The sequence below is a fragment of the Rhizobium sp. 862_C5_N1_2 genome (assembly GCF_051811205.1).
GTDB lineage: Bacteria > Pseudomonadota > Alphaproteobacteria > Rhizobiales > Rhizobiaceae > Rhizobium > Rhizobium leguminosarum.
Genome location: NZ_JBPWPT010000001.1, coordinates 2,546,283 through 2,569,435, shown reverse-complemented (window position 1 = coordinate 2,569,435; position 23,153 = coordinate 2,546,283). Strand labels below are relative to the sequence as shown.

The 23,153-nt window shown below is 61.2% G+C and carries 25 protein-coding genes and 1 riboswitch; of the genes, 19 read left to right on the top strand and 6 right to left on the bottom strand.

The features are described from left to right. Positions 1 to 89 precede the first annotated feature (89 nt). On the bottom strand, positions 90 to 1,085 hold the full coding sequence (locus tag ACD590_RS13015) for an AraC family transcriptional regulator (protein ID WP_439003533.1): 996 nt from the start codon (positions 1,083 to 1,085) through the stop codon (positions 90 to 92). Between the two features lie 90 nt (positions 1,086 to 1,175). Here ACD590_RS13015 and ACD590_RS13010 point away from each other — a divergent pair, with 90 nt between their 5' ends. From ACD590_RS13010 to ACD590_RS12985, 6 genes are all read left to right on the top strand, one after another. Continuing rightward, a complete protein-coding gene (locus ACD590_RS13010; RefSeq protein ID WP_018242638.1) occupies positions 1,176 to 1,544 on the top strand; it encodes a DsrE family protein in 369 nt (122 codons plus the stop codon). Between the two features lie 182 nt (positions 1,545 to 1,726). Then, the gene (gene blh, locus ACD590_RS13005; RefSeq protein WP_439002713.1) at positions 1,727 to 3,007 is read left to right on the top strand and encodes a bifunctional sulfur transferase/dioxygenase Blh; all 1,281 of its coding nucleotides are present in this window, start codon (positions 1,727 to 1,729) and stop codon (positions 3,005 to 3,007) included. 141 nt (positions 3,008 to 3,148) lie between these two features. Beyond that, positions 3,149 to 3,403, top strand: a riboswitch (cobalamin riboswitch). A 178-nt stretch (positions 3,404 to 3,581) separates the two neighbouring features. Beyond that, positions 3,582 to 4,598, top strand: a complete 1,017-nt coding sequence (locus ACD590_RS13000; protein WP_439002712.1) for an ABC transporter substrate-binding protein — start codon at positions 3,582 to 3,584, stop codon at positions 4,596 to 4,598. Positions 4,599 to 4,603: 5 nt separating this feature from the next. Beyond that, complete coding sequence (locus ACD590_RS12995; protein WP_439002711.1) at positions 4,604 to 5,635, top strand: FecCD family ABC transporter permease; 1,032 nt, start codon at positions 4,604 to 4,606, stop codon at positions 5,633 to 5,635. Further along, a complete protein-coding gene (locus tag ACD590_RS12990; protein ID WP_018447109.1) occupies positions 5,632 to 6,396 on the top strand; it encodes an ABC transporter ATP-binding protein in 765 nt (254 codons plus the stop codon). Before ACD590_RS12995 ends, ACD590_RS12990 begins: the two co-directional genes overlap by 4 nt. Before the next feature lie 98 nt (positions 6,397 to 6,494). Next, on the top strand, positions 6,495 to 7,058 hold the full coding sequence (locus ACD590_RS12985) for a hypothetical protein (protein WP_018242633.1): 564 nt from the start codon (positions 6,495 to 6,497) through the stop codon (positions 7,056 to 7,058). Here ACD590_RS12985 and ACD590_RS12980 read toward each other — a convergent pair. Next, positions 7,055 to 7,552 carry an HIT family protein gene (locus ACD590_RS12980; RefSeq protein ID WP_130716991.1) on the bottom strand — a complete coding sequence of 166 codons (498 nt, stop codon included), beginning with the start codon at positions 7,550 to 7,552 and terminating at the stop codon, positions 7,055 to 7,057. The genes ACD590_RS12985 and ACD590_RS12980 overlap by 4 nt on opposite strands. Positions 7,553 to 7,773: 221 nt before the next feature. Here ACD590_RS12980 and ACD590_RS12975 point away from each other — a divergent pair, with 221 nt between their 5' ends. Next, on the top strand, positions 7,774 to 8,697 hold the full coding sequence (locus tag ACD590_RS12975) for an MYG1 family protein (RefSeq protein WP_018242631.1): 924 nt from the start codon (positions 7,774 to 7,776) through the stop codon (positions 8,695 to 8,697). A gap of 131 nt (positions 8,698 to 8,828) precedes the next feature. Here the strand turns inward: ACD590_RS12975 and ACD590_RS12970 are convergent, their stop codons facing one another. Next, positions 8,829 to 9,473, bottom strand: coding sequence for a LysE family translocator (locus ACD590_RS12970; RefSeq protein ID WP_113543558.1), 645 nt, complete (start codon positions 9,471 to 9,473; stop codon positions 8,829 to 8,831). 267 nt (positions 9,474 to 9,740) lie between these two features. Between ACD590_RS12970 and ACD590_RS12965 the strand changes: the two genes are divergently transcribed. The 6 genes from ACD590_RS12965 (at position 9,741) to ACD590_RS12940 (ending at position 14,787) form a co-directional block, all read left to right on the top strand. Next, positions 9,741 to 10,130, top strand: coding sequence for a c-type cytochrome (locus ACD590_RS12965; RefSeq protein WP_018242629.1), 390 nt, complete (start codon positions 9,741 to 9,743; stop codon positions 10,128 to 10,130). A gap of 148 nt (positions 10,131 to 10,278) precedes the next feature. Beyond that, positions 10,279 to 11,097 (top strand): cytochrome c oxidase subunit II, encoded by an 819-nt coding sequence (locus ACD590_RS12960; protein ID WP_018242628.1) that lies wholly within the window; start codon positions 10,279 to 10,281, stop codon positions 11,095 to 11,097. Positions 11,098 to 11,155: 58 nt separating this feature from the next. Next, positions 11,156 to 12,949 carry a cytochrome c oxidase subunit I gene (ctaD, locus tag ACD590_RS12955; protein ID WP_168332092.1) on the top strand — a complete coding sequence of 598 codons (1,794 nt, stop codon included), beginning with the start codon at positions 11,156 to 11,158 and terminating at the stop codon, positions 12,947 to 12,949. Then, positions 12,946 to 13,665, top strand: a complete 720-nt coding sequence (locus tag ACD590_RS12950; RefSeq protein WP_210067642.1) for a cytochrome c oxidase subunit 3 — start codon at positions 12,946 to 12,948, stop codon at positions 13,663 to 13,665. The genes ctaD and ACD590_RS12950 overlap by 4 nt, the downstream gene beginning before the upstream one ends. Before the next feature lie 11 nt (positions 13,666 to 13,676). Beyond that, positions 13,677 to 14,396 carry a heme-copper oxidase subunit III family protein gene (locus ACD590_RS12945; protein WP_018242625.1) on the top strand — a complete coding sequence of 240 codons (720 nt, stop codon included), beginning with the start codon at positions 13,677 to 13,679 and terminating at the stop codon, positions 14,394 to 14,396. A gap of 25 nt (positions 14,397 to 14,421) precedes the next feature. After that, positions 14,422 to 14,787: a cytochrome C oxidase subunit IV family protein gene (locus ACD590_RS12940; protein WP_018242624.1), complete on the top strand. Its 366-nt coding sequence runs from the start codon at positions 14,422 to 14,424 to the stop codon at positions 14,785 to 14,787. Positions 14,788 to 14,849: 62 nt separating this feature from the next. Here ACD590_RS12940 and ACD590_RS12935 read toward each other — a convergent pair whose 3' ends face one another. Beyond that, entirely contained in the window at positions 14,850 to 15,887 is a 1,038-nt protein-coding gene (locus tag ACD590_RS12935) for an AraC family transcriptional regulator (RefSeq protein WP_439002710.1), read from the bottom strand. 121 nt (positions 15,888 to 16,008) lie between these two features. Between ACD590_RS12935 and ACD590_RS12930 the strand changes: the two genes are divergently transcribed. From ACD590_RS12930 to ACD590_RS12910, 5 genes are all read left to right on the top strand, one after another. Continuing rightward, positions 16,009 to 17,460 carry an APC family permease gene (locus ACD590_RS12930; protein WP_439002709.1) on the top strand — a complete coding sequence of 484 codons (1,452 nt, stop codon included), beginning with the start codon at positions 16,009 to 16,011 and terminating at the stop codon, positions 17,458 to 17,460. Further along, positions 17,457 to 17,630, top strand: a complete 174-nt coding sequence (locus ACD590_RS12925; RefSeq protein ID WP_439002708.1) for a hypothetical protein — start codon at positions 17,457 to 17,459, stop codon at positions 17,628 to 17,630. The genes ACD590_RS12930 and ACD590_RS12925 overlap by 4 nt, the downstream gene beginning before the upstream one ends. Positions 17,631 to 17,705: 75 nt before the next feature. After that, on the top strand, positions 17,706 to 19,694 hold the full coding sequence (locus ACD590_RS12920) for a primary-amine oxidase (RefSeq protein WP_439002707.1): 1,989 nt from the start codon (positions 17,706 to 17,708) through the stop codon (positions 19,692 to 19,694). Between the two features lie 75 nt (positions 19,695 to 19,769). After that, complete coding sequence (locus ACD590_RS12915) at positions 19,770 to 20,555, top strand: ATP-grasp domain-containing protein (RefSeq protein WP_439002706.1); 786 nt, start codon at positions 19,770 to 19,772, stop codon at positions 20,553 to 20,555. Between the two features lie 73 nt (positions 20,556 to 20,628). Beyond that, on the top strand, positions 20,629 to 21,210 hold the full coding sequence (locus tag ACD590_RS12910) for a dienelactone hydrolase family protein (RefSeq protein WP_439020864.1): 582 nt from the start codon (positions 20,629 to 20,631) through the stop codon (positions 21,208 to 21,210). 94 nt (positions 21,211 to 21,304) lie between these two features. Here the strand turns inward: ACD590_RS12910 and ACD590_RS12905 are convergent, their stop codons facing one another. After that, positions 21,305 to 21,679, bottom strand: a complete 375-nt coding sequence (locus ACD590_RS12905) for a VOC family protein (RefSeq protein WP_439002704.1) — start codon at positions 21,677 to 21,679, stop codon at positions 21,305 to 21,307. Between the two features lie 8 nt (positions 21,680 to 21,687). After that, entirely contained in the window at positions 21,688 to 21,864 is a 177-nt protein-coding gene (locus tag ACD590_RS12900; RefSeq protein WP_018242615.1) for a hypothetical protein, read from the bottom strand. 263 nt (positions 21,865 to 22,127) lie between these two features. On the opposite strand from ACD590_RS12900, the gene ACD590_RS12895 reads away from it, so the two are divergent. Then, positions 22,128 to 23,108 carry an SDR family oxidoreductase gene (locus ACD590_RS12895; protein ID WP_439002703.1) on the top strand — a complete coding sequence of 327 codons (981 nt, stop codon included), beginning with the start codon at positions 22,128 to 22,130 and terminating at the stop codon, positions 23,106 to 23,108. The last annotated feature ends 45 nt before the right edge of the window (positions 23,109 to 23,153 follow it).

Genomic DNA, 23,153 nt, shown 5'->3' with positions numbered 1-23,153 from the left:
GCATCCCTTGATTTTTTCCACCCATGGATGTCGTGGCTTCTCCCTACCAATCTCTCTTGAGCATTGGCGCCTATTGAACCGATCAGCCTCTACGCCTGCGCCATCGCCCGCCACGCGGCCGGCGGGGTGGCGAAGGCGCGGGAGAAGGCGCGGTTGAAGGCGGCTTCGGTGGCATAGCCGGCCTCATAAGCTATCGCCGCGATCGGCTGGCCCGATGTGGCGAGTGCGACGCTTGCGAGGTAAAGCCGCCAGTCCCTGATATAGCGGATCGGCGAGGTCGAGAGCACCGTCTGGAAGCGATCGGCGAGGGCGCTGCGCGAGAGGCCGGAGGCCGCCGCCAGTTGCTCCAGCGACCAGTCGCGTCTGGGATCGTCATGAATGAGGGAGAGGCAGCGCGAGAGCGCGGGGTCGCCGAGCGCTGCCAGCCAGCCGACGGAACGCGACTCGGCCATCATGATCTGATGGCGCAGGATCTCGATGAAGATGATTTCGGTCAGCCGCGGCAGCATCGAGACGCCACCGGCGCGCGGCCTGTCGACCTCCTCGACCATCTGGCGGATGGTGGCGCGCAGCCAGTCGCCGTCATTGGCTGCTCGTGTCCTGACATGGATCAGCCTGGGCAGCGCCTGACGCAGCGGCGCAAAGCTCAGCCCGTCCCATTGCAGATAGCCGCAGAGCAGCCGCACGCCTTGCGCGGCCTCGCCGTAGCGCAGCACGGGAATCTCACGCCACGGCTTTTGCGGCAGGTCGCGGGTCGGCAGCACCAGCTTGCCGTCTCTTCCCGCGCCGAGCTGATGTCCGGTGCCGAAGGGAAAGACCAGCACGTCGCCCGCCTCGAGATCGGCCTCTTCACCTTCCGTCTTCAGCCAGCAGCGGCCCTCCACAACGATGTGAAACGGCATCGTGCCCGAAGCCTTCGCCGAAAGGCTCGCCAAGGCCGGCGTGGCATCGGTCTGCCAGTCGCCCGTCGGCATGAAGCAGAACTGCAGTGATCCCGACAGGCGGATCGTCGACAGCAGCGCCGACAGCACGTCGTCACGCGCGACACCCGCAGCGCCTGGATTTTCGGACAAGGCTTCACGCATTCCGGCCAAATACGCGCCCCGCGCACCCTCCTATCATCAGCTCGTTCAAACCGGGTGAACGCTGTTCACCCTGACAAACGGGAGAATACTATGCAAACCCAAAGCGACAAACTGGTCGTGCTCGTCACCAAAGGCATCGAATCCGAACTGTCCTCCGTCGCCTTCACCATTGCCAATGGCGGCATCACCGCCGGGCTGAAGGTCTCGGTGTTCCTCACCAGCACCGGGATCGACCTGGTGCGCAAGGGCGGCCAGCGCATGACGCATGTGCCGCCGCTCGATCCGCTGTCGAGCCTGATCGAGAATTTCCAGCAGCGCGGCGGCACGATCTGGGCTTGCCCGCCCTGCGTGACCTCGCGCGGCTACACGCAGGAAGACTTGCTCGACGGTGTCGTCATCGTCGGCGCCAGCGCCATGCATGCCGAGATCAAGGAAGGTGCTGCGACGCTGTCGTTTTGACGATACTCGGCCGGGATGGGCGGGAGTTTGGGCGGCGTCTCCCGCCGGTTTCGTCAGGCTTTGCGGATCGGCGACAGGTGCAGAGAAATACCAAGCGCCTATTCTTGCGTTCGGCAATATACTTGTGAGATTGTGTCGATATACGTGCGATAATGCCTGGTGCGGGCAGCGCGGGGGCTTCGATGACATCCGTGAGGGTCAATGAGCTGATATCGGTGGCGGGGCAGCCCGACGCCGCAGGTTTTGCCGCCTTCGCGGCTGATGGCTTTGCCGCCGTCATCAATGCCCGGCCGGATGGCGAGGAGCCGGGGCAGCCGGGCAATACCTCGGAAAAGGCTTCCGCCGCCGCCGCCGGGCTCGCCTACAGCTTCGTGCCGGTGAAGGGGACCGAGATCACCGAGGCCGATATCCGCGCCTTCCAGGCGGCGATGGCGCAGGCGAAGGGACCGGTCGTCGCCCATTGCAAGAGCGGCACACGGGCATTGACGCTCTACGCGCTGGGCGAGGTGCTCGACGGCCGGATGAAGCCCGGAGATGTCGAGGCCTTCGGTCAAAACCTCGGCTTCGATCTTGCCGGCGCGCGCCGCTTTCTGGAGAAGCGGGCAGGGCAGGCGGCTCATGTGAAGGCCTTCTTCGAGCCCCGCACCTCCACTGTGCAATATGTCGTTTCCGACCCGGCGACGAAACGCTGCGCCATCATCGACCCAGTGCTCGATTTCGACGAAATGTCGGGGGCGACGGGAACGGCCAATGCCGACGCCATCCTCGCTCATATCAAAAGTGAAGGGCTGACGGTCGAGTGGATCCTCGACACGCATCCGCATGCCGATCATTTCTCCGCCGCGCATTACATCAACGGAAAGACCGGTGCGCCGACCGCGATCGGCGCTCATGTCACCGACGTCCAGACGCTCTGGAAGGAGATCTACAACTGGCCGGCGCTTAAAACCGACGGCTCGCAATGGGACCAGCTGTTTGCCGATGGCGACACCTTCGAGATCGGTGCGCTTAAAGCCCGCGTGATGTTTTCGCCCGGGCACACACTCGCCTCAGTGACCTATGTAATCGGCGACGCCGCCTTCGTGCACGACACAGTGTTCACGCCGGATTCCGGCACGGCGCGAACCGATTTTCCGGGCGGCAGCGCCAGTGCCCTCTGGCACTCGATCCAGGCCATCCTATTGCTGCCCGAGGAGACCCGGCTCTTTTCCGGCCACGACTACCAGCCCGGCGGCCGCCACCCGCGCTGGGAAAGCACGGTGACCGCCCAGAAAAGCGCCAATCCTCATATCGCAGGCATCGACGAGGCCGGCTTCATCGCGCTGCGCCAGGCGCGCGACCGCACGCTGCCGAAGCCGAAGCTGATGCTGCATGCGCTGCAGGTCAATATTCGCGGCGGGCGGTTGCCCGAGCCGGAGGGGAACGGCCGGCGGTATTTGAAGATACCGCTGGATGCGTTGTAGAGGCGGCCGGGGCTGGGAGTGGGCGCCTTTGCCCCAGGTGCGGTAGGCTTCGGCGATGCGGCGGGCGGAGGCGATCGCAACATATTTATCCGCTGGTGGGATGGCTCCTTCGGAATCATCATTGACGTCGTGCAGGTCTGCGACGTAACTGGGTTCGACGGTTCCCTGAAGATGACTCCAAGGGGATTAATAGGGAACACGGTGAGGACGACCCAGTAGGGACCGAGACCGTGGCTGCCCCCGCAACTGTAAGCGGATTGTCGATCATCTCAGGAGTGGCCAGCGACTGGCCATCTCTGAAGGGCCCATGGCCCTGCCACTGCGGATATCGCGGGAAGGCGGATGTAACGACGGATATCCGCAAGCCAGGAGACCTGCCGTCAATCACGATCCAATCAACCGGGCGGGGATGCCCGGACAAGGAACAGATATGATTGACCTGCTGAACCTTCGCCGAATTCCGGCATGCATCCGTCTCGATTGGGCCTCCTGCGGCTAGGGCACGCCTAAGCGTGCTTTCGGTCCGCGCACATGCGCGGAACGGCCGTCATTTTTTCCTTCATCGAGGTTTTCCATGCGCCAGATTCTCGCCGCCATGACATTTGCCTTCGGGCTCGCCGGCCTTGCGGCACCAAGCCTTGCCGCGACCCACTACCCCCTGACCGTCAGTAATTGCGGCCAGCAGGTGACTTTTCAGAAGGCGCCCGCCAGGATCGTTTCGATCGGCCAGGGCATGACCGAAATTCTTTTCTCGCTCGGCCTTGCCGACAAGGTCGCCGGGACGGCCGTCTGGGTCGGTCCAGTCCTGCCGCAATATGCCGAGGCCAACAGCAAGATAAAGCGACTTGCCGACAACGATCCGAGCTTCGAATCCGTCGTCGGGCAGGAGCCCGACCTAGTGGCGGCCGAGTTCGAATGGCATGTCGGCGCGCAGGGCTCCGTCGGCAAGCGGGAGCAGTTCAAGGATCTCGGGATCAATACATATCTCGCGCCGGCGGATTGCGTCGCCAAGGTCAACACCGATGGCGGCGACGGCGTGCGCGGGGAATTGTTCACGATGGAGCTGATCTACCAGGAAGTCGCCGAGCTCTCGGAGATTTTCGACGTGAAGGACCGCGGCGATGCGCTGATTTCGGCGCTGAAGAAGCGCGAGGCGGATGCCGTCGCTTCGATATCGGGCGCATCGGGCAAGAACTTGCCCGTCGTCTTCTGGTTCTCCAGCAAAGAGGTCAACGGCGATGCCTTCATCGCCGGCAAGAACAGCGCGCCCGCCTATATCCTGAAGACGATCGGTGCGAAGAACGTCGTCACCACGGAAGAGGAATGGCCGCTGGTCGGTTGGGAAACCATCGCCCAGGCGAACCCTGCCGTCATCGTGCTCGCGACCATGGACCGCCGCCGTTACGCGGCTGACGATCCTAAGGTCAAGGTCGATTTTCTTGAGAACGACCCTGTGACCAAGGAGCTCGACGCGGTCAAAAACAAGCACTTCGTGATGATGGACGCGCAGTCGATGAACCCGACGATCCGCACGATCGATGGCATCGAGACATTGGCGAACGGCATCAAGTCCTTCGGCCTGGCGCAGTGAAGGCAATGTCGGTCAGGCAACAGGGATGGTGGGCGCTTGCCGCGCTCACCATTGTAGCACTTCTCCTGCTCGGGCTGATGATCAGCCTTGCCGTTTCCATCGGCGAGATCGCAATTCCCGTTGCGACCACGGCGGAGGCGGTCTCGAACCGGCTGTTCGGAACGAATTTCGAGATCAGCCGCATCCACCAGGGCATCGTCTGGGATTATCGTCTGAGCCGCGCGCTCGTCGCGGCCAGCGCCGGCGCATCGCTCTCGCTCTCCGGTGCGATCCTGCAGGCGCTGCTGCGCAATCCGCTGGCCGAACCCTATGTGCTCGGCATCTCCGCCGGCGCCTCGACGGGCGCCGTCTGCGTGATGATCCTCGGCTTCGGCTACGGTATTCTCGGCCTCTCGAGCGGCGCCTTCATCGGTGCGGTGATCGCCTTTCTGCTGGTCGGCTTCCTGGCAACGGGTGCGGGAGGAAGCGGCGAGCGCATCATCCTTTGCGGCGTCGCCGGTTCGCAGCTCTTCAATGCGCTGACCTCCTACATCGTGACGACTTCGGCGAATGCCGAGCAGGCGCGCGGCATCCTGTTCTGGCTTTTGGGTTCGCTCAGTGGCGTGCGCTGGCCCGATGTCTATCTGTCGGTGCCGATCGCGCTTGCCGGCTTCATCATCTGCATGGCCCATGTGCGGGCGCTGGACGCCTTCGCTTTTGGCACGGATGCTGCCGCCTCGCTCGGCATTGCCGTACGCCGCGTCCAAATCGTGCTGTTCGGCATGACGGCGGCGATGACGGCAAGCGTCGTCAGCATGGTGGGTTCGATCGGCTTCGTTGGCCTCGTCATCCCTCACGCCGCCCGCTTCCTCGTCGGGCCGGGGCATGGGCGGCTGCTGCCGGCAACAGCGCTCGGCGGTGCGATTTACATGGTCGGCGCCGATATTGTTTCGCGCGTCATCATACCGCAGCAAATCCTGCCGATCGGCGTCGTCACCGCACTCTTCGGCGCGCCGGCCTTCGCCATCATCCTCTATCGCGTGCGAGGGAATGCATGAGCATCAGCGTCGACGAGGTAAGCTTTGCCGCCGGCGATACCGTCATCGTCAACGGCGTCAGCCTAACGGTGGAAAGGGGCAAGGTGTTCGGCCTGCTTGGGCCGAACGGTTCCGGCAAATCGAGCCTTCTCAGATTGATTTGCCGGCTGCGCAAGGTTCGCAGCGGCGTCATCCGGCTGGGTGATGACGATATATCCTCGCTGTCGCGCGCAGCGCTTGCGCGGCGCGTCGCCTTCGTCGAGCAGCAGACGACGACGGATACGCAATTGACGGTGCGCGACGTGGTGCGGCTCGGCCGCACGCCGCATCGCGGGCTGTTGTCGTCCTGGGGCGCCGGAGACGACGCAGCCGTCGACGAGGCCCTGTCGCGGACGGGCATGCGGGAGAGGGCGGGCCAGCTCTGGCAGACGCTGTCGGGCGGTGAGCGCCAGCGCGTCCATATTGCCAGATCGCTGGCGCAGGCGCCGAGCGAACTGCTGCTCGACGAGCCGACCAACCATCTCGATATCCAGCATCAGCTCGACATTCTCTCGCTGATCTCGAAGCTCGGCATCACCTGCATCGTCGCACTGCACGATCTCAATCTGGCGGCGATGTTCTGCGACAGGCTGGCGGTGCTTCAGAAAGGCGAGGTCGTCGCCTCGGGGGCGCCGGAGGAGGTGCTGACGGAGGATATGATCGGCCGGGTCTTCGGCGTTCGCGCCCATGTCCAGAAATCGGCCGTGCACGGCCGGCATCATATCCAATACGTCATGGATTGAGGAATGGCGGGGAATTTCGATCTCAAGAGGAGGTATGGCCTCGCTAGCCTTTTTCCCGGACTGGCGTATTATTTCTTGCGGTCGAATGGAGTTTCGAGATGCTCGAACGAAATCAGCTTCCCCTGCGCCCTGTCGCACCCGGCTTCGCTGTCGCCTGGGTCGTCGTCATTTCAGGTGCGAGCGTCGCTCTCAGCCTGCTTTTCGCCTGCATAACGCCCTTCGTGGCCTTGGCGGCGGTATCGGCTGTCATTCTTCCCCGGCGGATGGCGGTGACGGCGGTTCTGCTGGCCTGGCTTGCCAACCAGATGGTCGGATATCTCGTGCTCGGTTATCCCCAGACCTGGGACAGTTATGCCTGGGGTCTGGCGATCGGTATCGCGGCATTTGCGTGCCTGGCTACGGCGCTCGGGGTACTTCGTCTGTCGACAGATCTTACCGTTACGATGGCCGGCGCCTTCCTGGCCGGGTTCGTTGCCTATGAAGGCGCGCTGTTTGCTGCAACGGCGGTGCTTCCGTCAGGTGAGGGCGCGTTTTCGGCAGCGGTGGTGGCGAATGTTCTGCTAATCAATTCTCTGGCGGCGATCGGGCTCATCTGCCTGCATGCCGGCGCGGCGGCCAGCCGGGCGCTTGTCGCAAGACAGCCGGGAACGGTGTTGTCTTAGGCTTCAGGCGCCGAAAACCGCATTGTCTCCCGCAGCAGCTCGATGGCCTCTGAGACCGATGGCCCTTTGACCGGTGGCGGCTCTGCGCGTTCGCAGAACTCGCGCCAGACAAATAGCGTCAGTTCCGCGCCATCCGTTGCGGTTTCCCCTGGTCCCTCCGCGAAATTCTCGAGCAGACGATAGCGAGCGTCCTTCCAGAACAACTCCTCCACCCAGTCATATATCGGGATCACATGAAAATGGATCGGGTAACCAGGCGTGTGCCCGTATCGGCCGATATAGACGCGCTGAGCATTCAATTGCTGTTTCAAGGCACTTTGAGCTCTTGCGAGCAATGGGCCGAATTCAGCCAAAGCATCTTCGGACAAATCCGACAGATCGTTGGTGTCGGTCTTGGAGCTGATCATGAGGTAACCGGGAAGGGCAGAATTGATGCGGTGGTTCACAAACCATCCTGCCGTCTCGGCGACGTGAAAGTGCTGGGGAATCTCCACGGACTTACTCCTGATGCACCCTTCAGGGGCTTCGATGAATCCCGCTAGAGGCCGGTATCGCGGTGACGTCAGAAAGGACGCTGTAACACATTGGATTGCTGCATCATTTTATTCTTAAATCGACTCCGATTTAAGGTATGGGTTGAGATAGCAGCCAGCAACGGTTATTTGGTGCCGACCTGCAAGCGGACTCTCCGCGAACGACAAGGCGCATAGCTCCCATGATCCCCGATTTCCTCGTCACCCATTCCGGTGGCTTTCATGCCGACGAATTGCTGTCGAGCGTCATCCTGACCCGGCTTTTCCCGCAGGCGCGTATCGTCCGCAGCCGGGCGCCGGAGTGGATCACGCCGGGCGAAGACCGGATCATCTATGATGTCGGCGGAGCCTATGACCCTGCAGCCGGGATGTTCGATCACCACCAGCGCGGCGCGCCGCTGCGCGACGATGGCCAGCCCTACAGCTCGTTCGGCCTGATCTGGAAGCATTACGGCCGTGATTATCTCACAGCCTTCGGCCTTCCCGAAGCACATGTGGAAGCGATGCACGGCTCTTTCGACGCCAGCTTCGTGCTGCCGGTCGATCTGACTGATAATGGCGCGCTCAGCCCCTCGGGGCCGTTGGCCGGGTTGACGCTGCCGGCGCTGCTGGAGACCCTGAAACCGGTTTTCGACGAAGCGGACCCTGAGGCTGATAACCGCGCCTTCCACGCCGCTCTTGCCATCGCCCGCAGTTTCGTTGAGGCCAGGATCGCCCAGAGTGCCGCAAAATTGCGGGCCGAGGCGATTGTGCATCGGGCAATCGAAGCTGCGGGGCAGGGGCGTGTTTTGGAATTGCCGAGGGGCATGCCTTTCCGTCCCGCCATCGTCAAGGCGAGCGCCGATCACCTGCTGTTCGTCGTTCATCCGCGCGAAAAGGACTGGTGCGTGACCGGCATTCGCCGCGCCGAGGAGGGGTTCGAGCTCAGGGCTGATCTGCCGGCGGCCTGGGCCGGGCTCACCAATGGCGCACTGGAGGCGGTTTGCGGCATAGAGGGCGCAAGCTTCTGCCACAACGGCCGCTTCATCGCCGCCGCCAGGACCCGCGAGGCGGTGCTTGCCATGGCCGATTTGGCGGTCAAGGAGGCGCTTTCAATCGGGGCGTAGTTAAATGGCGGCGGTTGAGGTTGCGCGAGGCCAGTATGATAGCCAGTCCCGGCGGCAGGTCGCTGATCCTGTTGCCGCCCTCCGGACGTTCGCCCAGCCTTTCCGTGACGAAGGCGGTTTGCCTGTCTTCGCTATCCGGCCTGCAATGTCGCCATCTTGGCGCCGAAGCCGATGAAGACCACGCCTGTCGCGGCTTTCAGCCAGCGCTGGAAGCGCTGGTTGCGCGCAGCTCTGGCGAGCCTCGCAAAGAGCAGAACCATCGAGCCGAACCAGATGACGTTGAGGCTGGCATGGACGGTGACCAGAAGGAAAGCCTCGCCGATCGCGGCCCGGCCATTGGCATCGTGATAGATGAACTGCGGGAAGACCGCGAGGTAGAACATCGACACTTTCGGATTCAGGGCGTTGGTGAGGAACCCCTCGAGGAAGGCGCGGGGGAGGTGCCTTACCTTACGGGAAGGGGCCACTGACGTCACGGAAGCATAACCGCGCCAAGCACCGACCAGCGCCTTGATACCGATCCAGCAGAGATAGGCGGCGCCAATCATCTTGACGACGAGGAAGGCCTGCGCCGACTGCGCCAGCAGCAGCGAGATGCCGCAGATCGACAGGGTGCCGTGCACATAGAAGGCGGCGACGAAGCCGGCAATATTGGCGAAACCGGCGCCACGCCCCGAGGCCGGCACCGTCTTGGCGATGAGGATGCCGTTGGGCCCGGGGGAGATGATCAGCAGCGCGGTGACGAAAGCAAAAGACAGAATTTCAGCAATCGACATTGCGCGCCTTTCCTGGGCTGGTTTCGAGGGCGGCCTTGAAGCCGACGGTCAAGTATGTCGTCGCCGATACCCGCGTCAATATCCAATCCTCGAGGGTGACGGACCCTCCCGGGAGGACTGGACCAGGCCTGGCCCGCGTCCCAATTGTGGAAGCGATTGACTTGCTATCGTGAAGGACTAAGCTTTACGCCATACAACCACCACTCACACGCGAGAGATAACGGAGGGTGTGAGTGGCTGGCAACCTTGAGGAGGATGAGGTTTGCCATGGATTACCGTGTTGTTCTGCTGATCGGCGCATTCGTGATTGCTCTTTTCCCTGGTAACGCCGGGGCGCAGGAGGGCGATGCAACGGCGGGTGCCACCGTTTTCAAGAAATGCGCGACCTGTCATGTCGCCGATACCGATACGAACAAGGTCGGCCCGTCGCTGAACAAGCTGTTCGGCAGAAAGGCCGGGACGCATCCGAATTTTGCCTATTCGGCCGGAATGAAGGCTGCCGGCGAGGGTGGTCTCGTCTGGGACGAGACAGTGCTGCGCGACTATCTCCACAATCCGAAAGCGAAGGTGAAGGGCACGAAAATGGCCTTCGTCGGCGTGAAGGACGACAAGGAGATCACCGATCTCATCGCCTATCTCAAGCAGTATTCCCAATGATGGGCAGCAATACTCCAAACGACGGTTCGCGGCCGGCGGCGCATGCCTAAATTGCCGTAATTGCCGATATTTTCTATCTGTGCGATAATAAAACAGACTTTTTTACGGAATGCGGTTTCACGGGTCGACTGCTCAGGGAGGAGCGGAAATGGCTGTCGTGCTGATCCTCGTCCTGATTGTCGTCGGCTCCGTGCTGTTCCATGTGCTGAGCCCGTGGTGGTGGACGCCGATCGCGTCCAACTGGACCTATATCGACAGCACCCTCGTCATCACCTTCTGGATCACCGGCATCGTCTTCGTGGCGGTGGTTTCGTTCATGGCCTATTGTGTCTTCCGCTTCCGGCACAAGCCGGGCAACAAGGCGCATTATGAGCCCGAGAACCGCAGGCTGGAATTGCTGCTGGGAGGAGGAACGGCGCTCGGCGTCGCGGCGATGCTGGCACCCGGCCTCATCGTCTGGAACCAGTTCATCACGGTGCCTGCCGATGCCGCATCGGTTGAGGTCGTCAGCCAGCAGTGGCTATGGAGCTTCCGGCTGCCCGGAGCCGACGGAAAGCTCGGCCGCGCCGAGACGCGCGACGTCACCCCGGAAAATCCGCTCGGCCTCGACAAGAATGACGCAAGCGGTCTCGACGACGTTATCATCGAGGGCGGCGAGTTGCATCTGCCGATCGGCAAGCCGGTGCACATATTGCTGCGCTCCGTCGATGTGCTCCACGATTTCTATGTGCCGGAATTCCGCGCCAAGATGGACATGATCCCCGGCATGATCACCTATTTCTGGTTCACGCCAACGCGGACGGGGACCTTCGAGATTCTCTGCGCCGAACTCTGCGGCGTCGGCCATCCGCAAATGCGCGGCACCGTCGTCGTTGACGAGGATGCGGACTATCAGACCTGGCTCGGGCAGCAGCAGACATTCACCCAGTTGACGGCGTCATCGGAAGCGTTGCCGCCGGCAAACTGAACCGGTCAGGCGGCGTGCCGGTTCAAGGAACCGGCGGGGAAAAGGGAGGAGAGAGATCATGGTCGAGATTCCATCCGGAAGCATTCCATCCGGTAGTGCTGGCGCCATCCCCTCCGCCGAAGTCGAGGATGTCGAGCTTTATCATCCACATAGCTGGTGGACGAAATATGTGTTCAGCCAGGATGCCAAGATCATCGCCGTGCAATATTCGATCACCGCCATCGCAATCGGCCTGGTGGCGCTGGTGCTCTCCTGGCTGATGCGGATTCAGCTCGCCTTTCCCGGCTATTTCGCCTTCATCGATGCCGATCACTATTACCAATTCATCACCATGCACGGCATGATCATGGTGATCTATCTCCTGACTGCGCTCTTCCTCGGCGGCTTCGGCAATTATCTCATTCCGCTGATGGTCGGCGCGCGCGACATGGTCTTCCCTTACGCGAACATGCTGAGCTACTGGATCTATCTGCTTGCGGTGCTGATCCTCGCCGCCGGCTTTTTCGCGCCCGGCGGCCCGACGGGGGCGGGCTGGACGCTTTATCCGCCGCAATCGGTTCTGTCAGGCACGCCTGGCGGCAAGGACTGGGGCATCCTCTTGATGCTCTCCTCGCTGATCGTCTTCATTATTGGCTTCACCATGGGCGGGCTGAACTATGTGGTGACCGTGCTGCAGGGGCGGGCGCGCGGCATGACGTTGATGCGGATGCCGCTCACCGTCTGGGGCATCTTCACCGCGACCGTGATGGCGCTGCTTGCCTTTCCCGCGCTCTTCGTCGCCTGCGTCATGATGATGTTCGATCGCGTGCTCGGCACGAGCTTCTTTATGCCCGCCATCGTCGAAATGGGCACGCAGCTGCAGCACGGCGGCGGCAGCCCGATCCTGTTCCAGCACCTCTTCTGGTTCTTCGGGCATCCGGAGGTCTATATCGTCGCACTCCCGGCCTTCGGTATTGTTTCGGATCTGATCAGCACGCATGCGCGCAAGAACATCTTCGGCTATCGCATGATGGTCTGGGCGATCGTCATCATCGGGGCGCTGAGCTTCGTCGTATGGGCGCACCACATGTATGTCAGCGGCATGAACCCGGCCTTCGGCTTCTTCTTCGCCACCACGACGCTGATCATCGCCGTCCCGACGGCGATCAAGGTCTACAACTGGGTGCTGACGCTCTGGCGCGGCGACATCCACCTGACGCTGCCGATGCTTTTTGCGCTCGCCTTCATCGTCACGTTCGTCAATGGCGGTCTGACCGGCCTCTTCCTTGGCAACGTCGTCGTCGACGTGCCGCTGTCGGATACGATGTTCGTCGTCGCGCATTTCCACATGGTCATGGGTGTGGCGCCGATCCTCGTCATCTTCGGGGCGATCTATCACTGGTATCCGAAGGTCACGGGACGCATGCTGAACGACGTGCTCGGCCATATCCACTTCTGGATCACCTTCCTCGGCACCTATGCGATCTTCTTTCCGATGCACTATCTCGGCCTGCTCGGCGTGCCGCGACGCTACTTCGAGATGGGAGAGACGGCCTTCGTTCCGCCTTCGGCCCATACGCTGAACATCTTCATCACCGTCATGGCGCTGATCGTCGGGGTCGGGCAGATGGTTTTCCTGTTCAATCTGGTCTGGAGTCTTTTCCGGGGCAGGGAGTCCGGTGGCAATCCATGGCGGGCAACGACGCTCGAATGGCAGACGCCGCAGACGCCGCCCGCGCATGGCAACTGGGGCAAGGATCTGCCTGTCGTCTACCGCTGGGCCTATGACTACAGCGTGCCGGGGGCGGCCGAGGATTTCATTCCGCAGAATGTACCGTCAGGCGGCGGCGTAACCCGGGAGGTCCACGCATGAACGTCATCCTGGTCTTCCTTGCCGCCATCGGCGCCGTCATCATCTGGTGGCTGGCAGGGCAACGGCTGACCTCGAAGCCCTGGCTGGAAACCGGGTCAGTACAGCTGCCGGCTCATGACGGCGTCGACCGGCAACAGTCGCCCGCGCCGGCAGTGAAAATCGGTCTCTTCGTGTTTCTCGGCGTCGTCGGCGCCGTCTTCAGTCTTGCCGTCAGCGCCTATTTCATGCGCATGGCGTCCGCCGATTGGTGGGCAATGCCGGTTCCGCGCCTTCTCTGGGTGAACACCGCAGCACTCGCCTTGAGCAGCGCCGCGCTGCAATGGGCCAAACGAGAAGCGGGGCATGGCCGCATGGAAAACCTGCGGCCGGCGCTTGCCGCCGCGTTTGTCCTTGCCGTCGCTTTTCTCGTCGGACAGGTCCAGGTATGGCGGGAGCTGGTATCAGCCGGCTACGTGCTTGCCGACAATCCTTCAAACAGCTTCTTCTACATGCTGACCGGCCTGCACGGCCTGCATATCCTCGGCGGGCTTGCCGTGCTTTCGCACACGACGGTCAGGGCATTCTCTACCGACATTGCGCCGGAGAGGCTGCGCCTCAGCGTCGATCTTTCCGCCATTTATTCGCATTTCATGCTCGCCGTCTGGCTCTTGCTCTTCGCGCTCTTTGCTGGCTGGGCGAATGATTTCGTCGATCTCTGCCGCACACTTCTGAACTAGGAGATTTGCAGATGGCACAGACTATCGGGATACACGGTGAGCCAGACGTAAGGCCCGCCGGCCTGCGCGGTGTCGCCGCCGATTTCAGCTCGGATCAGCGCGCCTTCAAGACCGCCTCCTGGGGCAAGGCGATGATGTGGATCTTTCTGCTCAGCGACACCTTCGTCTTCGGCTGCTTCCTGATCGCCTATATGACCGCCCGCATGTCGACGCCCGTTCCATGGCCCAATCCGAGCGAGGTCTTCGCGCTGCATATCGGCGGCCAGGACGTGCCGCTGATCCTGATTGCGATCATGACCTTCGTGCTGATCTCCAGCAGCGGCACCATGGCGATGGCGGTCAATTTCGGCTATCGCCGCGACCGCCGCACGACGGCGATCCTGATGCTGCTGACGGCCGTTCTGGGCGCATGTTTCGTCGGCATGCAGGCCTTCGAATGGACGAAGCTGATCACCGAAGGCGTGCGTCCCTGGGAGAACCCGTGGGGGGCGGCACAGTTCGGATCGACCTTCTTCATGATCACCGGCTTTCACGGCACCCACGTGACGATCGGCGTTATCTTCCTCCTCATCGTCGCCCGCAAAGTCTGGCGCGGCGATTTTGACCAGGAACGGCGCGGCTTTTTCACGAGCCGGAAAGGCCGCTACGAGGCCGTTGAGATCATGGGCCTCTACTGGCACTTCGTCGACCTGGTCTGGGTCTTCATTTTCGCGTTTTTTTATCTGTGGTAGGGCTTCTATCTGTGGTGAGGTCGTCATGAGCGAAACAACGGCGCATGCACAAAGCCAAACGGTGCACGCACAAGCACACACCGGACAGCAGCACCCGATCCGGCTCTATCTCCTGGTCTGGGGCCTGCTCTTCGTGCTCAGCGCAGCGTCCTACATGGTCGATTATCTCGGCGTCCAGAGCTACTTGAGGTGGACGCTGATCCTGCTGTTCATGATGCTGAAGGCCGGTCTGATCGTCGCCGTCTTCATGCACATGGCCTGGGAACGGCTGGCGCTCGTCTATGCCATTCTGCTGCCGCCGCTGCTGGTGCTGGTTTTTGTCGCGCTGATGGTATCGGAAGCGGACTATACGATCTTCACTCGGCTCGCCTTCTTTGGGGCTGGGCCGTAGGGCAGCAATCGGCGGTCTTCGTTGTCGGTCCGATCGTATTTGCTTTACTTTTACATCTTCGATCAACGTCTCGAAGATAGGTGGTTTCCCTTCTTCTCCCAGGACCGCAGCGCACGCCAGAGCACCGTGTTGTCTGCATAACCTAGCACACGCGCAATCTCGGACATCGGTGCGACTTGTTGGTCGCCGAGATAATGGGCGGCGAGTGTTTGGCGGTGCTGGCGAACGAGATCGCGAAGCGACACGCCTTCCTCCGACAGTCGGCGCTGCAGGCTTCGCGGCGACATCTTCAGTTCGGCGGCGAGGGTTGCGACCGTGATCGGCCTTTGGCCGAGATAGATGCTGATCAGAGCCTGGACCTTTTCCGTGACGACATCACCGGCCGCTGGCTCGTTGACCAGATCGCCGATATGCCGTTCCAGGATTTCGATCAGGCTTTTGTCTTCCGAACGGTACACACGATCGGCATCCGCCTTGTTCATGACGATCCGGTTGCCGGATTGGCCGAACAGGATGGGCGCGCCATAGATGCGTTCCAGCACGCTGGCGTCGCGCGGGGTCTGATGCTCGAGCTGGATTTCGATCGGCCGCCAGCCACGGCGGAAGCACGACCGGACGAGCTGACACGAGGCGGCAATCGTGAATTCGCTGTCCTGCCGGCGTGGCCACATGCTGGGATCGACGATCCGGTAGGTCCAGACAAAATCGCCATTCTCCTCGAACACGCCGGAACTGGTCGCGCCCTGGACCGCGTTGACATATTTCGACAGCCGTTCGAAAGCGCTGCGAATGGTCGGCGAGAGCGCAAAGAGCATGCCGATAGGGCCGATGTCGGCGGGCTTGAATCCGGTGCCCATGCGGGCTCCCAGTGCCGGTTCGCCGGTTATGGTCGCCGCATCCTCGAACAGCGCGACATAACGCGCCATGGGCAGGACAGCATAGGGGTCTTCCAGTTGCGAGCGCAGAATGCCGTGTGAAGCCAGAAGAAGGTCGGTTTTCCCGGATCTTTTATCGATTTGTTGCACCAGCGGGATCAAAACGGAGGCTCGAATTGAAGCAACTGCGGGCATGCGGCTGATCAAATGCGATGCAACTGCCATTTTCAGCGTCTCCGGTGACCTTCGTGGCGCGAATTATCGATTCATTGGCATAAACTGCAATTTCGGGGCCAGATCGCCGCGCTTACCTTCTTCGCAACAGACAAGCAAAGAGGGGTTCTCCATGACACTTGAAGCAAGCATGCCCGCACCATCATCGCCGGAGCGTCGTCTGGCCAAGGACTCGGTGGGCCTCGCCCACATCGTGTTCTTCGTCGTTGCTGCGGCCGCGCCGCTCACGGCCGTCGTCGGCGCTTCGCCGGCCGCCTTCGCTTTTGGCAATGGCGCAGGCGTCCCCGGCGCTTTCGTGCTTGCCGGCCTGCTCTACCTGCTCTTCTCGGTCGGCTTCACCGCCATGAGCCGGCATGTGGGCGGGGCAGGAGCCTTCTACACCTATATCACCCATGGCATCGGCAAGCCGGCTGGCGTGGGTGGCGCCTTCATGGCGCTGGTCACCTATAGCGCGGTTCAGATCGCCATTTATGGCCTGTTCGGTTTCTTCATGGCCAATGCCATAGCGCCGCTTGGGTTGGTCCTGCCCTGGTGGGCTTGGGCCTTCGCAGCACTCGTCGTCGTGCTGGTCTGCGGTCAGCGCAACATCGCCTTCTCAGGCGCGATCCTCGGCGTCTGCATGATTGCCGAAATCGCCATATTGCTGGTTCTGGATCTTGCCATCGTCGTTTCAGGCGGCGGACCAGAAGGCATCAGCTTCTCCTCCTTTGCGCCATCGTCGGTCTTCGCGCCCGGTCTTGGTGTGGCGCTGGTCTTCGTCATCGGTTCCTTCATCGGCTTCGAAGCTACGGCCATTTTCGGCGAGGAAGCCGAAGATCCGGAAAAGACCATTCCCCGCGCCACCTATGTTGCCGTGCTGCTCATCACCCTCTTCTATGCCTTTTCCACCTGGGCAATCGTGCAATTCTACGGTCCGGGCAAGGTGCAGGCTGCTGCGGCTGCCAGCCTTGACAGCTTCTACTTCACCGCCGCCAATTCCGTGCTTGGCGCATGGTCGAGCCAGGCGATGAACGTGCTGCTGATCACCAGCCTGTTTGCCTGCATCCTGTCCTTCCACAATACGCTCAACCGCTATTTCTTCGCCCTTGGCCGTGAAGGCCTGGCCGCACAGGTGCTTGGCAAGGTTCACGCCAAGCATGGCTCACCCTATGCTGCAGGTCTGCTGCAAAGTCTGATCGCGGGCGTCGTCCTTGCGCTGTTCGTGATCTTCGGCGCCGATCCTTACACCGTCGTGTTCTCGTGGATGGCGGCGCTTGCGGGTATCGGTATCCTGCTGGTGCAGGTGCTTGTCTCGGTCGCGATCATCACGTTCTTCCGCAAGACGCCGAACAGCTACAGCGCCTGGACCACAATGACCGCTCCGATGCTCGCGCTCCTCGGCCTCATGGGTTCGCTGGTGCTGGTCAGTTCCAATCTTTCACTCCTTTCCGGCAGCGAAAGCCTGATCGTCAAGGCTTTCCCCTATGCCATGGTGCTGGTGGGCATTCTTGGCGCGCTGTTTGCGATCCGGATCAAGAGATCCAAGCCCGCTCTCTACGCCTCGCTCGGAAAGGTCTTCAAATGAGTGCCGTTGCTGAATGTACACCCGTCGATCGCCTTCTGGTTCTCGCGGTCGCGATCCTTGCCGGCGCAACATTGCTGGTTGCCGTCGAGGCCCACGCCTTCTGCTCGGTGTTCTGCATTCATCCAAACCTGATGATGATCGATACGCAGATCTGCTCCGGTCGATCCTGATCACCGCAGCTTGCGACGCGCCATGGTGCGTCGTCTCTCCCGAAACCAAGAGGCCCGAAACCAAGAGGTATACCAATGGACGCCGTTGTCGCAGTCACCCATCCGCTCGATCCCCTGAGCCTCGCTGAGATCGCTTCTGCCGTTGCCATACTCAAGGATAGGCAGACACTCGCACCCACCTTCCGCTTTCCGATAACCCGGCTGGAGGAGCCGACCAAGGCGGATCTTGCCGCCCATCGCCTGGGCGACAGGCTGCCGCGCCTCGCCTTCATCCTGGCAATCGACATCAGCAATGGCGAAACCTTCGAGGGCATCGTCGACCTGACTACCGGCACGGTGTGCTCCTATAACCGGCTGCCTCTCGATGAACCGCCCTATGGCCAGCCGCCGATCATGCTGTGCGAATTCGAAACCGTTGAAGGCACCGTCAAATCCGATCCGCGCTGGATCGCTGCCGTCAAGAAACGCGGCATTACCGACGAGGATATTCCGCTCATCCAGATCGATCCTTTTTCCTCGGGCTATTTTGGCCGCGAGTTCGAGAAGGGAAAGCGCATCGTCCGCGCCGTGTCCTATTGGCGCGAGGATATCCGTGACAACGGCTACGCGCATCCGATCGAGGGCGTGGTGGCTGTGGTCGATCTGATCACCAACCGAGTGGTCGATCTCGTCGACGACGAGAAGATCATTCCGGTCCCGAGGAAGAAGCGCAATTATGGCCGCGAAACCTTCCCGGAACCGCGGCCCGATCTCAAGCCGCTGAATATCGTTCAGCCGCAAGGGCCGAGCTTTACTGTCGACGGCTGGAAAGTCGAATGGCAGAACTGGAGTTTCCGTGTCGGTTTCACCCCGCGCGAGGGCCTCGTTCTGCATGAACTCGGCATCAAGGATCAGGGTAGGCTTCGGCCAGTCGTCTTTCGCGCCAGTGTCACTGAAATGGTCGTGCCTTACGCCGACCCGACCGCGAACCACTATTGGAAGAGCGCCTTCGATGCCGGCGAATATGGCCTCGGACGCCTGGCCAATTGCCTCGAACTCGGCTGCGACTGCCTCGGCCATATTCACTATTTCGACGTGCCGGCGGCGGATGATTTCGGCCAGCCCTTCACCATGAAGAACGCCATCTGCATGCATGAGGAAGATTACGGCATCCTCTGGAAGCATTACGAATTCCGCAACGGTATTTTCGAAGTGCGCCGTTCGCGCCGCCTCGTCATCTCCTTCTTCGCAACCGTCGGCAACTACGATTACGGCTTCTACTGGTATCTCTACCAGGACGGCACGATCCAACTCGAAGCCAAGCTCACCGGCATCATCCAGACGGCGGCGGTCGCGACCGGCGAAACCTATCCATGGGGCGGCATGGTCGATGACAATCTCGGCGGTCCGACCCACCAGCATTTCTTCAATGCGCGCCTGCACATGGATGTCGACGGCGGCGACAATACCGTGACCGAACATGAGTTCGTGCCGCGTCCCTGGGGTGAAGACAATCGCTATGGCAATGTCTTCGATACCAGGACCCGTGTGCTGAAGCGCGAACTCGACTCCCCGGCCCTCGCCAATGGCGAGACCGGCCGTTACTGGAAAGTCTCCAACCCCAACATCCAGAACAGTGTCGGCAAGGCGCCAGGCTACAAGATTGTCGTCATGCCGTCGCCTGTCATGCTTGCCCAGCCGGATTCGACCGTTGCCCAGCGCGGCGGCTTCGCCAAGAAACACATCTGGGTCACCGCCTTCGATGCCAGGGAAAAATATGCAAGCGGCGATTACCCAAACGTGCACGCCGGCGGCGACGGTCTGCCTGGTTATGTCAAGCAGAACCGTAATATCGAGAATGCCGATGTCGTGCTCTGGCATTCCTTTGGCCATACCCATGTCTGCAAGCCCGAGGATTTTCCGATCATGCCCGTGGAATATGCCGGCTTCACGTTGAAACCGAACGGCTTCTTCGCGTCCAACATCGCCATGGACCTGCCGCCGGAAGGAAACGGCCAAAGTGTCGACAGTCGCCTCCAGCCTTCGCCCGACGACATCGGAAACGGTTCCTGCTGCCACACATAGCTGTAATACTACGGCTGTTCCTTTTTAAATTGCTTTTTGATAGTCCGACGGATTGTAAGAAAGGCAGGGAACAGAATGCAGTGGCTTCTCCAGCAGTTCGAAGATACCAACAAGCTGGCCGAGGCGCTCGACCAGCTCGAAATCTCCTACACATGGCACAAGGTCGTACCGTTTGTCGGCGAGCTCATCCCCGAGCCGGTCGTTGCTGATCCGGGTTCAGTGGTCATGTTCGGCTCCTACACGCTGTGGAAGAACGCCGAGGCGAACGGTTACCGGCCGGGTGTTTTTAAACTGCGTCCTTTTGTTCACGAACAGGCGTGGCACCCTTACCTCCTCAACGGTGCTGATGCGCTGTTCCTGACACTCCAGGATGTCCCCCAGCGTCTGGCGGATGACGGCAGGGATTGGTTCCTGCGCCCGGTCGACGACAGCAAGGAGGAGCCCGGAAATGTTAAATCGACCGGCGAGATCATCCGCATGGCAGAGAGGGTGGTGGCGCTCGACGAAGATGAAATCCCCAAGGGTTCACTTCGTCACGACACGCTGCTGATGCTCACCGAGCCCGTTCGCATCCTGCGCGAATGGCGTCTCTGGGTCGTCGACGGTCGGATCGTCACCTATTCGCTCTACAAAGACGGATCGCGTGTCGTCCATCGCCACGAGATCGATGACGATGCGCTGGACTTCGGGCAGCGCATGGTCGACATCAACCCCGGCTACTCCCAAGCTTATGTCATCGATGTCTGTCGGACAGAAGAGGGACTGAAGCTGCTCGAGACGAACTGTCTCAATGCTGCCGGGTTCTACGCCGCAGATCTCGTGAAGCTGGCGAGGGCGATCGACGGCCTGGCCCGCACCTGACGTCTTTCCGGCGAGGGAATGACGCTGTAGAGTTGCAGAATGTTGGCCCGACTATCCCACCCGGAGGCTCCGTATGGCTGAGGTCCTGTTGTTTCACCACGCACAAGGGCTGACCCCGGGTGTGCGCGCGGTCGCCGATGACATCAGGGCAGCCGGCCATATCGTGCACACGCCTGACCTGTTTAACGGACGCACATTCCCGAGCATCGAAGAGGGTCTCGCCTACATCGGGGAGATCGGATTCGACGAAGTCAGGGAGCGCGGTGTCCGGGTCGCCGACGAATTGCCGCCCGGGCTCGTCTATGCTGGGTTCTCGTTCGGCGTGCTGCCGGCGCAGAAGCTGGCGCAGACACGGCCCGGCGCCCGAGGGGCGTTGCTCTTCTATTCCTGCCTGCCGATCAGCGGCGAGTGGGCCTTCGGACCCTGGCCGGACGGCGTCGCGGTGCAGATCCACGGCATGGACAACGATCCGATCTTCACAGGTGAGGGCGACATCGACGCCGCCCGCGAGATCGTCGCGAAGGTCGAAGACGCGGAGCTTTTCCTGTACCCAGGCGATCAGCACTGCTTTGCCGATTGCTCGCTGCCGTCCTATGACGCCGATGCGACCGCGCTGCTCACCCTCCGCGTGATCGAGTTCCTGAATCGCGTCTGATCCAGACATTCCGCGAGAGATCCGGTTTGGCTCCGGCAAGCCGTCCTGAGATGGGTGCCGTTCATCCTGCGTCGCGGCTTCGGCGCGGCGCGGACTATTCGGACGCCACGCAGAAATTGTTGCCTTCGGGATCATTCAAGACCGTGTAGCCATCTGCTTCCCGGACGAAGGTCGCTCCGAGGGATAAAAGCCGCTCTACCTCCCTGGCCCGATCGGGGGTGGCAATATCGAAATGAAGCCGGTTGCGGGCGGGACGTTCCCCCTGGCGGAGGTGGAAGCAAAGGCGGGTTCCGGGACCTTCGACCATCACGGTCGGGTCAGTTTCTGGCGTCAGTCCGAGAGCGGCCAGGCGGGCCAGTTCGTCGTCGTCATATGGCATCACTTCGTAGCCTTCGAGCGCCTCCGCCCAGAACTGGGCGACACGCGAGGGAATGTCGCAATCAATGACGATTTCTTTCAGCCTTGCCATGGAGCTCTTCAAGAATTGTTCGGCCGGCGATGGCAAACGCGTTCAACGACCGCGCCGCCGACTGCCGGCAGCAATGCAAAAAGCACGAGCTGCGGTGTCTCCGTCAGCCCCAACAGGCCAGACATGAGGAAGGCGACCAGCAAACCTGCCAGCGCCCCAGCTGCATAGGGCAGATAATCTTTCAAGAGAGCCTCGGTCTTGTGCTGATATCAAACATTAGCTGCGTCATTCGCTTGAGATAGAGATCTTTGCGTTATCGGCAATGGTTGGCTGCGGTCGAACCTCACGCCGACCGATCGGCCTATGCGGAATGTCACAACGTTGATAGGGGGCAGGTCGATCAAACGATGTGACCCGGTGCGCCTGATTTTGCAGGAGACGACCATTTTCTTTCGCGCTATGAAGACTGACCGCATATCCCGCCACATCCGACACCGAGGTCCTTCCCATGGCTTTGAAAATCCTTTTCGTTGGCGGTACCGGCCAGATTTCATATCCGTGCGTCGAGCGCGCTGTGGCCCAGGGTCACCATGTCAGCGTCTACAACCGCAGTTTGAGAGGCGACCCATTGCCTGCGGGGGTTACCTCGATCGTCGGCGATCTCGCGGCACCCGCCTATGTGGACTTGTCCAAAGCCAATTATGACGTTGTCTGCCAGTTCATTGCCTTTACACCCGATCAGATCGCGCGCGATATCGATGTGTTTGCGGGGCACTGTAGCCAGTACATCTTCATCTCTTCGGCCTCGGTCTATGAAAAGCCACCGCGCCACTACGTGATTACCGAGCAGACACCGGCGATCAACCCCTACTGGCGCTATAGCCAGGACAAGATTGCCTGCGAGACGCTGCTCAAGAATTCCCAGAATCTCGCCTGGACCATCGTCCGTCCCAGTCACACCGTTCGCACGGGCCTGCCCATCATGATGGGCGACAGCGATGTCATGGCGAGACGCATGCTGGATGGTGAGCCCACCATCGTGGCGGGCGATGGCCATACGCCCTGGACGCTGACCCGCTCGGTCGATTTTGCGGTGCCCTTTGTCGGACTTTTCGGCAAGCCAGCGGCGCTGAACGAGATCTTCCATATCACCTCCGACCGCGCCCACATCTGGAACGATATTCAAACGGCGATCGCCAGATTGCTGGATGTCGAGGCCAGGATCGTACACGTGCCGACGGACACCTTGGTCCGCTACAATCCGGAGTGGGTTGGACCTCTCCGGGGCGACAAGGCGTGGTCGGCAATCTTTGACAACTCAAAGGTCAAAAGCGTGGCAGGCGACTTCACCTGCGCCGAGAGCCTTGATGAAATTCTGGCGGAGCCGATCATGCATCTCAAGCAGCGCCTGGCCAAGAATCGCCCGCCAAGGGGCGATCTTGATGCTTTGGTCGATCGGATTTGTGCTGCACAAAGCGCTCTCGGCTAGGCAGGTCTCGTAGAGCAACTTTCCGAAAGACACGGCGCAGGCGGT

Excerpts from the sequence above, each read along its gene's own strand:
- ACD590_RS12930 (WP_439002709.1), top strand. The coding sequence starts at position 16,009 with ATGACACTTGAAGCAAGCATGCCCGCACCATCATCGCCGGAGCGTCGT.
- ACD590_RS12895 (WP_439002703.1), top strand. The coding sequence starts at position 22,128 with ATGGCTTTGAAAATCCTTTTCGTTGGCGGTACCGGCCAGATTTCATAT.
- ACD590_RS12950 (WP_210067642.1), top strand. The coding sequence starts at position 12,946 with ATGAACGTCATCCTGGTCTTCCTTGCCGCCATCGGCGCCGTCATCATC.
- ACD590_RS12965 (WP_018242629.1), top strand. The coding sequence starts at position 9,741 with ATGGATTACCGTGTTGTTCTGCTGATCGGCGCATTCGTGATTGCTCTT.
- ACD590_RS12935 (WP_439002710.1), bottom strand. The coding sequence starts at position 15,887 with ATGGCAGTTGCATCGCATTTGATCAGCCGCATGCCCGCAGTTGCTTCA.
- ACD590_RS12910 (WP_439020864.1), top strand. The coding sequence starts at position 20,629 with ATGGCTGAGGTCCTGTTGTTTCACCACGCACAAGGGCTGACCCCGGGT.
- ACD590_RS12970 (WP_113543558.1), bottom strand. The coding sequence starts at position 9,473 with ATGTCGATTGCTGAAATTCTGTCTTTTGCTTTCGTCACCGCGCTGCTG.
- ACD590_RS12920 (WP_439002707.1), top strand. The coding sequence starts at position 17,706 with ATGGACGCCGTTGTCGCAGTCACCCATCCGCTCGATCCCCTGAGCCTC.
- ACD590_RS12925 (WP_439002708.1), top strand. The coding sequence starts at position 17,457 with ATGAGTGCCGTTGCTGAATGTACACCCGTCGATCGCCTTCTGGTTCTC.
- ACD590_RS12995 (WP_439002711.1), top strand. The coding sequence starts at position 4,604 with ATGTCGGTCAGGCAACAGGGATGGTGGGCGCTTGCCGCGCTCACCATT.
- ACD590_RS12985 (WP_018242633.1), top strand. The coding sequence starts at position 6,495 with ATGCTCGAACGAAATCAGCTTCCCCTGCGCCCTGTCGCACCCGGCTTC.
- blh (WP_439002713.1), top strand. The coding sequence starts at position 1,727 with ATGACATCCGTGAGGGTCAATGAGCTGATATCGGTGGCGGGGCAGCCC.
- ACD590_RS13010 (WP_018242638.1), top strand. The coding sequence starts at position 1,176 with ATGCAAACCCAAAGCGACAAACTGGTCGTGCTCGTCACCAAAGGCATC.
- ACD590_RS12940 (WP_018242624.1), top strand. The coding sequence starts at position 14,422 with ATGAGCGAAACAACGGCGCATGCACAAAGCCAAACGGTGCACGCACAA.
- ctaD (WP_168332092.1), top strand. The coding sequence starts at position 11,156 with ATGGTCGAGATTCCATCCGGAAGCATTCCATCCGGTAGTGCTGGCGCC.
- ACD590_RS12975 (WP_018242631.1), top strand. The coding sequence starts at position 7,774 with ATGATCCCCGATTTCCTCGTCACCCATTCCGGTGGCTTTCATGCCGAC.
- ACD590_RS12990 (WP_018447109.1), top strand. The coding sequence starts at position 5,632 with ATGAGCATCAGCGTCGACGAGGTAAGCTTTGCCGCCGGCGATACCGTC.
- ACD590_RS13000 (WP_439002712.1), top strand. The coding sequence starts at position 3,582 with ATGCGCCAGATTCTCGCCGCCATGACATTTGCCTTCGGGCTCGCCGGC.
- ACD590_RS13015 (WP_439003533.1), bottom strand. The coding sequence starts at position 1,085 with ATGCGTGAAGCCTTGTCCGAAAATCCAGGCGCTGCGGGTGTCGCGCGT.
- ACD590_RS12905 (WP_439002704.1), bottom strand. The coding sequence starts at position 21,679 with ATGGCAAGGCTGAAAGAAATCGTCATTGATTGCGACATTCCCTCGCGT.
- ACD590_RS12945 (WP_018242625.1), top strand. The coding sequence starts at position 13,677 with ATGGCACAGACTATCGGGATACACGGTGAGCCAGACGTAAGGCCCGCC.
- ACD590_RS12915 (WP_439002706.1), top strand. The coding sequence starts at position 19,770 with ATGCAGTGGCTTCTCCAGCAGTTCGAAGATACCAACAAGCTGGCCGAG.
- ACD590_RS12960 (WP_018242628.1), top strand. The coding sequence starts at position 10,279 with ATGGCTGTCGTGCTGATCCTCGTCCTGATTGTCGTCGGCTCCGTGCTG.